The organism is Vibrio sp. B183 (assembly GCF_000740665.1).
GTDB classification, from domain to species: domain Bacteria; phylum Pseudomonadota; class Gammaproteobacteria; order Enterobacterales; family Vibrionaceae; genus Vibrio; species Vibrio coralliilyticus.
In genome coordinates, this window is record NZ_JPQB01000013.1 from 211,906 (window position 1) to 219,568 (window position 7,663).

General features: G+C 41.6%; 4 protein-coding genes and 2 pseudogenes. 4 read left to right on the plus strand and 2 right to left on the minus strand.

What is annotated here, in order from left to right:
* Positions 1 to 1,222 precede the first annotated feature (1,222 nt).
* Positions 1,223 to 2,860 (plus strand): methyl-accepting chemotaxis protein, encoded by a 1,638-nt coding sequence (locus tag IX95_RS14690; protein WP_038161260.1) that lies wholly within the window; start codon positions 1,223 to 1,225, stop codon positions 2,858 to 2,860.
* Positions 2,861 to 2,862: 2 nt separating this feature from the next.
* A pseudogene (locus tag IX95_RS14695) lies at positions 2,863 to 3,332 on the plus strand (IS481 family transposase); the annotation flags it as partial.
* Positions 3,333 to 3,361: 29 nt separating this feature from the next.
* Here IX95_RS14695 and IX95_RS14700 read toward each other — a convergent pair.
* Together IX95_RS14700 and IX95_RS14705 are read right to left on the minus strand one after the other, a co-directional pair.
* Positions 3,362 to 4,021: a hypothetical protein gene (locus tag IX95_RS14700; protein ID WP_038161263.1), complete on the minus strand. Its 660-nt coding sequence runs from the start codon at positions 4,019 to 4,021 to the stop codon at positions 3,362 to 3,364.
* Between the two features lie 21 nt (positions 4,022 to 4,042).
* The gene (locus IX95_RS14705; RefSeq protein WP_038161266.1) at positions 4,043 to 6,616 is read right to left on the minus strand and encodes a hypothetical protein; all 2,574 of its coding nucleotides are present in this window, start codon (positions 6,614 to 6,616) and stop codon (positions 4,043 to 4,045) included.
* A 224-nt stretch (positions 6,617 to 6,840) separates the two neighbouring features.
* Here IX95_RS14705 and IX95_RS27070 point away from each other — a divergent pair, with 224 nt between their 5' ends.
* On the plus strand, positions 6,841 to 7,500 hold the full coding sequence (locus IX95_RS27070; protein ID WP_038161268.1) for a hypothetical protein: 660 nt from the start codon (positions 6,841 to 6,843) through the stop codon (positions 7,498 to 7,500).
* A 5-nt stretch (positions 7,501 to 7,505) separates the two neighbouring features.
* Positions 7,506 to 7,663: pseudogene (locus IX95_RS26310) on the plus strand (transposase); the annotation flags it as partial.

Sequence of the window (7,663 nt, forward strand, 5' to 3'; positions counted from 1 at the left end):
CGCTAATCACTCATTGTGGCCTATGAGTACCAAGATTATCTTTCCCTAACGTGCTCTATTTGACACTAATGCAAGCTAGATATTAGCGGTTAGCAATTCTAACCATACGCCCACCTGGTTTCTTGAGGCTATTTTCTTACACTCAGAGCGTTTGTATTTCGAACTATTTGCCTTTAGTGGGTGAGTTGGGTTCTGTATGAACAAATTAGCAATATCCCGCTTGAGTAATTAAAAATCCCCTCTTATGTTTAGAGCTTTGATGTTCTAAAGGGATGCTAATCTCTTATCGTTTCATTATACTGCAAGGCATTGCGGAACTGGCAGAACAACACAACCTAGTGGCGGTTCACCCACCTTTTTGAATCATATCTATAAACATAACAACGATTACTTAGGCTTGACTGCCTCCTGTATGTAGGAACAGTACATTACTGCCTGCCCTTATTCTCCCTCTTTGACCGCGGTCGATAAGGCCTACCATTGCTTTACCAGAATTGTATACATAACATCCATCAATAGTCCTTATAGCTTGGCGCACAACATCTACGACAGTGATGTTGTGGTATAATGAATTTGTTCGCCTGATTAAGAGATGATGTATGCTCATCTCGATACTACAACAGGTCACATTATGACTAAGCGTGAAAGGCGTACTTTTAACCCAGAATTTAAGCCTGTATGCGCTAAACTAATACTTGTTCAGGCACGTACCTACAAAAAACCTGCGAAGCAATGGGGACACGTTAGAAAGATTTGCGAGGCAGCTCAAAGCTGGAAGAACAGACAAGGCACCAAGGACATCACCATTAACTCCAGAGCAAAGAGGAATCCGCGCTCTTAAAACGTTATATAGCGAGAGAGCTATTCCCGCTAATGCTGAAAGATATAGCGAGTCTGTCTTGACGTAGGAGCGTCACTGTCCTTTGGAGCGAGTGTTCGGGCTGAATGGGTACCAAAGCATGATTATAGACGTTCTACAGAGGCGTACCAAGCAGTAACGAATTATCTGGTTGGCTATTACAACCAGCACGTCCACATCAATATATGATTGTGGATTAACACCACATGAATCAGAATGACAGTTCTGGTTTCCTCATAAAACCGTGGCCTGTTTTACTTGACCACATTTTCATTACTCCTGTAAATAGGCTAACTTTCTTTTAGGGGTGTCGAGGAGGTACATCGATACGTGATGGGTTGTGAGTTAGTGGCGGAGTAGATTATGAATATCCGAAACTTGAGTATCGTCAAGAAAATAGGGGTCAGTTTTTTCGTTGTGTTTGTCATCTTTGGTATCGTCTCCGCGCTGCTACTCATTAAGCTGTCCGAGCTTAATCATCATATTGATGAGTTGACACATAAAAGCTTACCTTCCGTCTCCTACCTCAAGGGGATTCAAGTCGACGTGACGGAGCTGCGTAAAGATGAATTCGGACTGCTCTCCAATCTCGCCAATGGCAATAACCCTACTGTCAGTGGCTGGCTCAAAGGGATAGACAAGTGGCGCTCAGAGGTTCAACGAGAAATTCGCCTCTATGAGTCTTTGGAGTTAAAACCTGAAGAAACACAACGTTTCTCCGCTTTTAAAGCTGCTTGGAGCCAATATATCGAAGAAACAAAACCCTATAACACCTTGTTGACCAATGGTGATTTAGCCGGAGCGAATAAGGTGATAGCAGACAGTTATCCTGCTTACGCGAAAGCGCTTAAAAGCTTAGATGATGCTTTGGAGCTCAATGACCATTTAGTCGGTAGTATTGCCAAAGAAGTCGAGAGTGATGCTCAATCTGTCGGTGTCACAGTCGGCACTGGCACACTTGTCATGGTGGCTGTCATGCTGCTTGCCGCAATAACCTTGGCTCGATTAATATGCCAGCCACTTCAATACGCGCTGGAGTTTAGCAGAAGGGTGGCCAAGGGACATTTAAACAACCATATTGAGGAGCAACTCCTGACAAAGGATGAGCTTGGTTTGTTGCTCAAAGAGCTTATTACCATGCAGACGAATTTGCACTCATTAGTGTCAGATATAGGCAACTCGACACATCAATTAAGTACAGCGGTTGAGGAGGTCAACGCTATCTCTTCGCAAACCGCAGAGGGTATGCAAAATCAACAAATGGAGCTGAGCTCTGTGGCTTCAGCGATGACTGAAATGCAGGCTGCTGTTGGGGAAGTGGCACAAAATACTGAGGTGGGGGCCACTTCTGCCAACTCTGCTACTGATGTTGCCAAGCAAGGCACGGTTATGCTTCAAGACACCATTAAAATTATTGAACAGGTTTCAACCACGGTTGAACAGTCTGATGAGTTGGCACAAGAGCTGGAGGAGAGCTCAAACAATATTAATGTGTTCATTGATGTCATCCAAGGGATTGCTGAGCAAACTAACTTATTGGCTTTGAACGCAGCGATAGAAGCCGCTCGTGCAGGCGAGCAAGGTCGAGGGTTCGCCGTCGTTGCCGATGAGGTGCGCTCTTTGGCGCAGCGGACACAGGATGCCACCTCACAAATTGTGGACATCATTGGTCAACTTCAAGACAAAACAAGCAAAATGGGCGAATCAAGCCGAGAGTGCCAATCCAGTATTCACTTATGCGTGAAACAAGTGAATGAGGCTGGTCTACAGTTGGGTAACATCGAAAGCTCTGTTGACAGTATTGCGCAAATGAGTACTCAAATTGCCACCGCCTGCAGTGAGCAAAACTCCGTGTCTGAAGAATTGAATCGCAGTGTAGAGCAGATTAACTCAGCCTCGATGAGTATGGCGGATGGCGCTTCGAAAACAGCATCTTGTTGTGACACTCTTATGAAGTTAACCCACAACCTTAAAGGTAGAGTGACGGCGTTTAAGTTGTAGAACGGGCCCTAAGGTACTACTCTCAGCGCACAGCTGCAAATACAGTCGACTTTGTCGCGAAAGAGATGTCATTTACTATCTGTCGCCTATCCAGTGTATTCAGGCAGAGGGGGGAATTCTTTGCTGAGAAAGTCCAGAAACACTCGTAATTTATGAGCTCAAATAAGCCTAACTCACTACACTTAAATGGCAAAGTGGAACGCTCACAGAAAACAGACAAAAATGAGTTCTACCCGATCATAGGTATCTATGTGGGGCTGGAAGTGCTGGTTCGGCTACTAGCTGAATGACAATACTACTACAACTGGGCACGACCTCACAGCCCGTTTAATGTGAGAAGTTTACTGAGATATCTGATCAAACTCCTTTGTTCGAAGAGGTATCTCAGTACTACCAGATCAAGAAAGAGCGGTTTCAAGTGCATAATTACAAGCTCGATCTTCAGCTAAGAAAATTGAAACCATCTCTATGAATCACACACTAGGTTAGGATTTCTCTGTATCAAATACAACCTTCAACGTCATCAACAACTTTTGATTTAAAATCTTCCTCAGTTGCTATTTTGCCTTTTTTAAGTAGCTTAGTTGTCACGATATCGTGGTTTGCATCTACAGGAAAGTTACGTGCGGCTCCATGCCATTGAGTGTTTCGAAAAGCATTCATTTCAGCATTTGCTACATCCCCACCACCAATGGCAACCATACGGTCTGATACATCCACCATAGCTTCCGAAGTTGGAGTCAGGGTAGTTGTACCTTCTATATAGCCACCCCAAGCTTCGTCCTGTACATAGAAAACTCTGTCTACGTGCTCAGAAAGAGGGACTTCCCATCTACTGGCTTCAGTTGACACAATACCTGTGGTTTCAAAGCCCATTTCTTTCGCTAGTTGATATACCTCCCCGATACCATCTGGAGTTCCTCCAATATTCACAATTACCTCTTCAGGATTAAGTCCCCGTAATTGCTCTGATGCAATACTTAGCATCTGAATCCTATTTTCGTATCCCGTACCAGAATAGCCAACAAAAGTTACTACCCATTTATCCTGTCCAGAAAACCAATCATTCACTTCTGCTACGGTTGCGGTTTGAGTTATAGTCGCTAAAGTCACTTGGCTCCACGTTAGACTAAGTAGAGCTAACATTGTTTGTTTTAACATCCTTATCATCCATATAGGTATTTATTGTAAAACACATTGATTTTCGAAATCTGTAGATTCTTCAAAATCTGTAGATTCTTCAAATCGAAGCTCCTCAAGCTCTTCTTCCAGTTCCGAGGACTCTCCTTCAACAAACGACAAATCCGCCCCCTCACTTTCACCTAATCCTTCAAGAAACCCATCAAACTCTTCGCCGAATAGTGACCCTGTAAACACATAATCTAGTAACGGCATTGTGATAAAAGTGAAGAGCACATCCGGCCAACTACCTTCACCAACACTAGTGTTTACTGGTGTTAAAAGTCGCTCAATTTCAGTTTTTTTGATATCTCTAATATCCTTTTCTTCTTGAGCTAGGCGTTCTAATGAACACGCTTTAAGTCCAGTTTCTGTGATGGTTTCAAATTGCGATGTAGAGTCTAATTGACAAAAGAACTGGAGAATGTCATTCGGTTCACTATAGCTTCGCTTGACGTATTCGTAAGCCGCATGATAAATGATAGAGTCCGCCTGTAGTGGGCGGTTTAAAGAAGGAATCCACTTTTGGCGATATTGGTCCATAGTTAGGAGCGCCGCTTGATAAAGCTTAAGGTAATTCTGACCATTTAAAGCGTAAAAACTCATTGCTTCACTGGTCCCTTCCAACTTTTCAATAGTTTGTAGTGCGCCGATAATGGTGCCAAAAATAACGATAGGTGCGTCATAGGTTGGCAACAAATAATAAGGCGATGCTATATAGTTAGCGCTATACTCCATATCACTGAACTTGCTAAGAGAAAATGTATCTAAATAAGGGACCTTTATTCCCTCAGGTAGAAGGTAGTGCCTCGATTCAATTTCTCTAAACCAGTCTGTTGCACCTACATATTCTGAAAGGTATTTCGCATGAACGTTTGTTGTAGTCGTGCTACTAGTGTAAAAACTAGGGTAATCAACGCTCATAAAAGCGGTGTCGCCAAGTAGTTGCATATAGTTATTGAGTGCGGTTATTTCTGAAGTAGAGAGAGCTTCTTCAACAACACTCTTACCAATGTTTTCCGTGGCGCTTAGGTTATTGGACTTTTGGTTCACTATATATGTCACGGATGCGTCGTACAGAATATTCGCGAAGTTAAGTATACTCTGGTAGTCAACCTCAGTCACCCAAGTAGTATCAGGTACTTTAACCACGGTAAACTTAGAATCGTCTAGGTTGTTGTCAATATTTCCGTAGTTGCGTGTATGTTGATGACACTCCCCATTTCCAGTGTAAGTCGGGAATGACATGTTAGAGCAGGCCTCTGCTTTAACATAACGCATGTTAGCTAGGTCGTTGTTGATATAATCTGGCAATCGAATCTTATTGAACGCTTCATAGTCGTCAATAGAAGCTGCCGTGGCTTCTTGGGACAGTGATTGCCAATCTTTTTGTTCCATTAAGGAGTGGTTGTATATCTTGTAAGTCTCCCCACTGCCGGTGTTCACAGAATAAGAAACAACCTCAGGGTAAGCGAACTTAGAGCCTTCAACTAAGCTTTCTTCCTTAATTTTGGAAAACAAACTGAGGATCTCTGAATAAGAGGAACCAATGTATACGGCTGCCTTATCTTCAAAATAGGATTTCAGCTGCGTGGTATCTGGCTTTAAATTAATTTTATACGCTAAGTTTTCTGGATAATCCTTAATCTCAAGTGGGGCGTGAAATTTTAAAAAGTCCTCAACTTCACCTTCCTGCATATCATCTAGAACAGCGTCCCCCGTAGACTGATAGCCGTTACTTGGACTATTTATGTCGTCACCATCTGCGATTCTTCTGAATCGTAATGCTGTTCCAAGCGTTTCAACAAAACCAACCGTGTGGTTACTAAATATTTTTAACGTCTTATTGTTAAGGGTTCCAATAGCCAACCCTGGGTAAAGCTGAGTGTCACGTTCTGCATCTTCTTGGGAACCAAAGTTGATCACAAAATGGCTTGGGGTATCTCCAATAGTGATATAGTCGCCCCAGAGAGATAGATAAGAAGAGGGGTTATTCGCCATTTTAAAAGCTACTTTATCATTTGGGCCATCGATAACCTCCAGAATGTATGTTGCATTCTCATCTGGGTACACGCCTTGATTCGTTTCATACATTGTTTTGTATTCACTACCTAGCTCTAGGTCCATTCTTAAGTAACTATTGAAATCCGCTGGCTGTATCTGGACTTTTTCACCATTCTTATAAGCATAGGGCCCAACTCTTACGTGGTGGATATCGGAAGACTCTTTCGCCTCCTCGCTATAAAGCACTAAACCGTTACCTTTACAGCCAGCTTGACCGTTCAACATTAAAAATGGTTTTGAGTCTAGGTGCTCTATTGAGGTCCAGTAATTACAATTTTGGTCTGTTTGGTTTTCTATTGAGGTGTAGACACCATTAACTCCAATTGAGAAAGCGTCAGTATTTGAGTTTGCGAAGGGTAAGTAGCCATCGCTCCATTGGTTAATACTCGATGTCAGAGAGCCTCTATCAACCTTAAACTCAGAGAAAAAATCGTCTTTAATTTCTATCCCTGCTGAATGTGCAATACCAGAAAACCCAATTGATGATATCAAAGGGATGATGAGTCGTTTCATTATTCTATATTCCTTTCAATACTTATTGCATTATTAAACTACCTGAATATTAATGAAGTAAATAATCTAAATATTAAAAAATAGAGACATGTAAGAAAAAAGATACATAAGTAACATTGAAAAATGAGTTTAAATATCAAACCATAGCACTTATTAAAGTTTAATTCGGATAGGGTTTGGAATAACTTTTTATGTCAACATTATATTATTGTTAAGGATTGAAAATGAAGAGAAGTCAAAAACGTAATAGGAGTATGTTTTTATTTCTATTTTTATTTTTTTCAACATCAACATTAGCTGAGCTTAAACCAGGGGCAGCTCTTGATGCTGTTCAAATAAGTAAATTTGGTAAAACAATCTCCCCATTGAAAGTGGAAGGCGTATTTAATGCCATGGATAATGGGTTGCGTTCGCGAGGAAGATTTGTATCATTTCGAACATCAGAAGAACTAAGTTCTAATTATGAAATAAGCATTTCCAATAATAAGCTACAATATCGAGGGGAAGTGTTAGATACGAGCGATACTAATGAATTTATGTATATTGTTGAAAATGACGGAAAGATGTATGGAGCAGCTGTTCCAAAAGGTAACTTTATTAATGGTAATGGAGTATTCCACACTTCCTTAGTCAACGAAGAGTGGCCTATATTTTCAGGTACAATGAAGGTACAAAATGGAAAGGTAACACGTTTAACTAATATTAGTGGGCACTTTAAACCAGAAGGTGAACGTATAGATATTTTTGCGGAATACTTACAGCGCGAAAAAGTGGTAAGCACTAGAGTTTTTAATAAATTTAAAACCAAGTATGTAACTTCTTCTGAGGAGGTTTTTAGAAGTGAGGCAGAAAGCTATCAAGATGTTGTCCAAGGATGCATGTGAAGAAGATGGACAAGTGGGTAAGGCAGCTTAAACAAGAGAGACAGGGTATTACCCCAAAGGCAGCACCTCTGACGCCAGAACAAATAGAGATCCGAGAGCTTAAAAAGCGGAGCGCCGAGCTGGAAGAGCACAACGAAGTCATAAAAAATGTATGGTCTGCTCC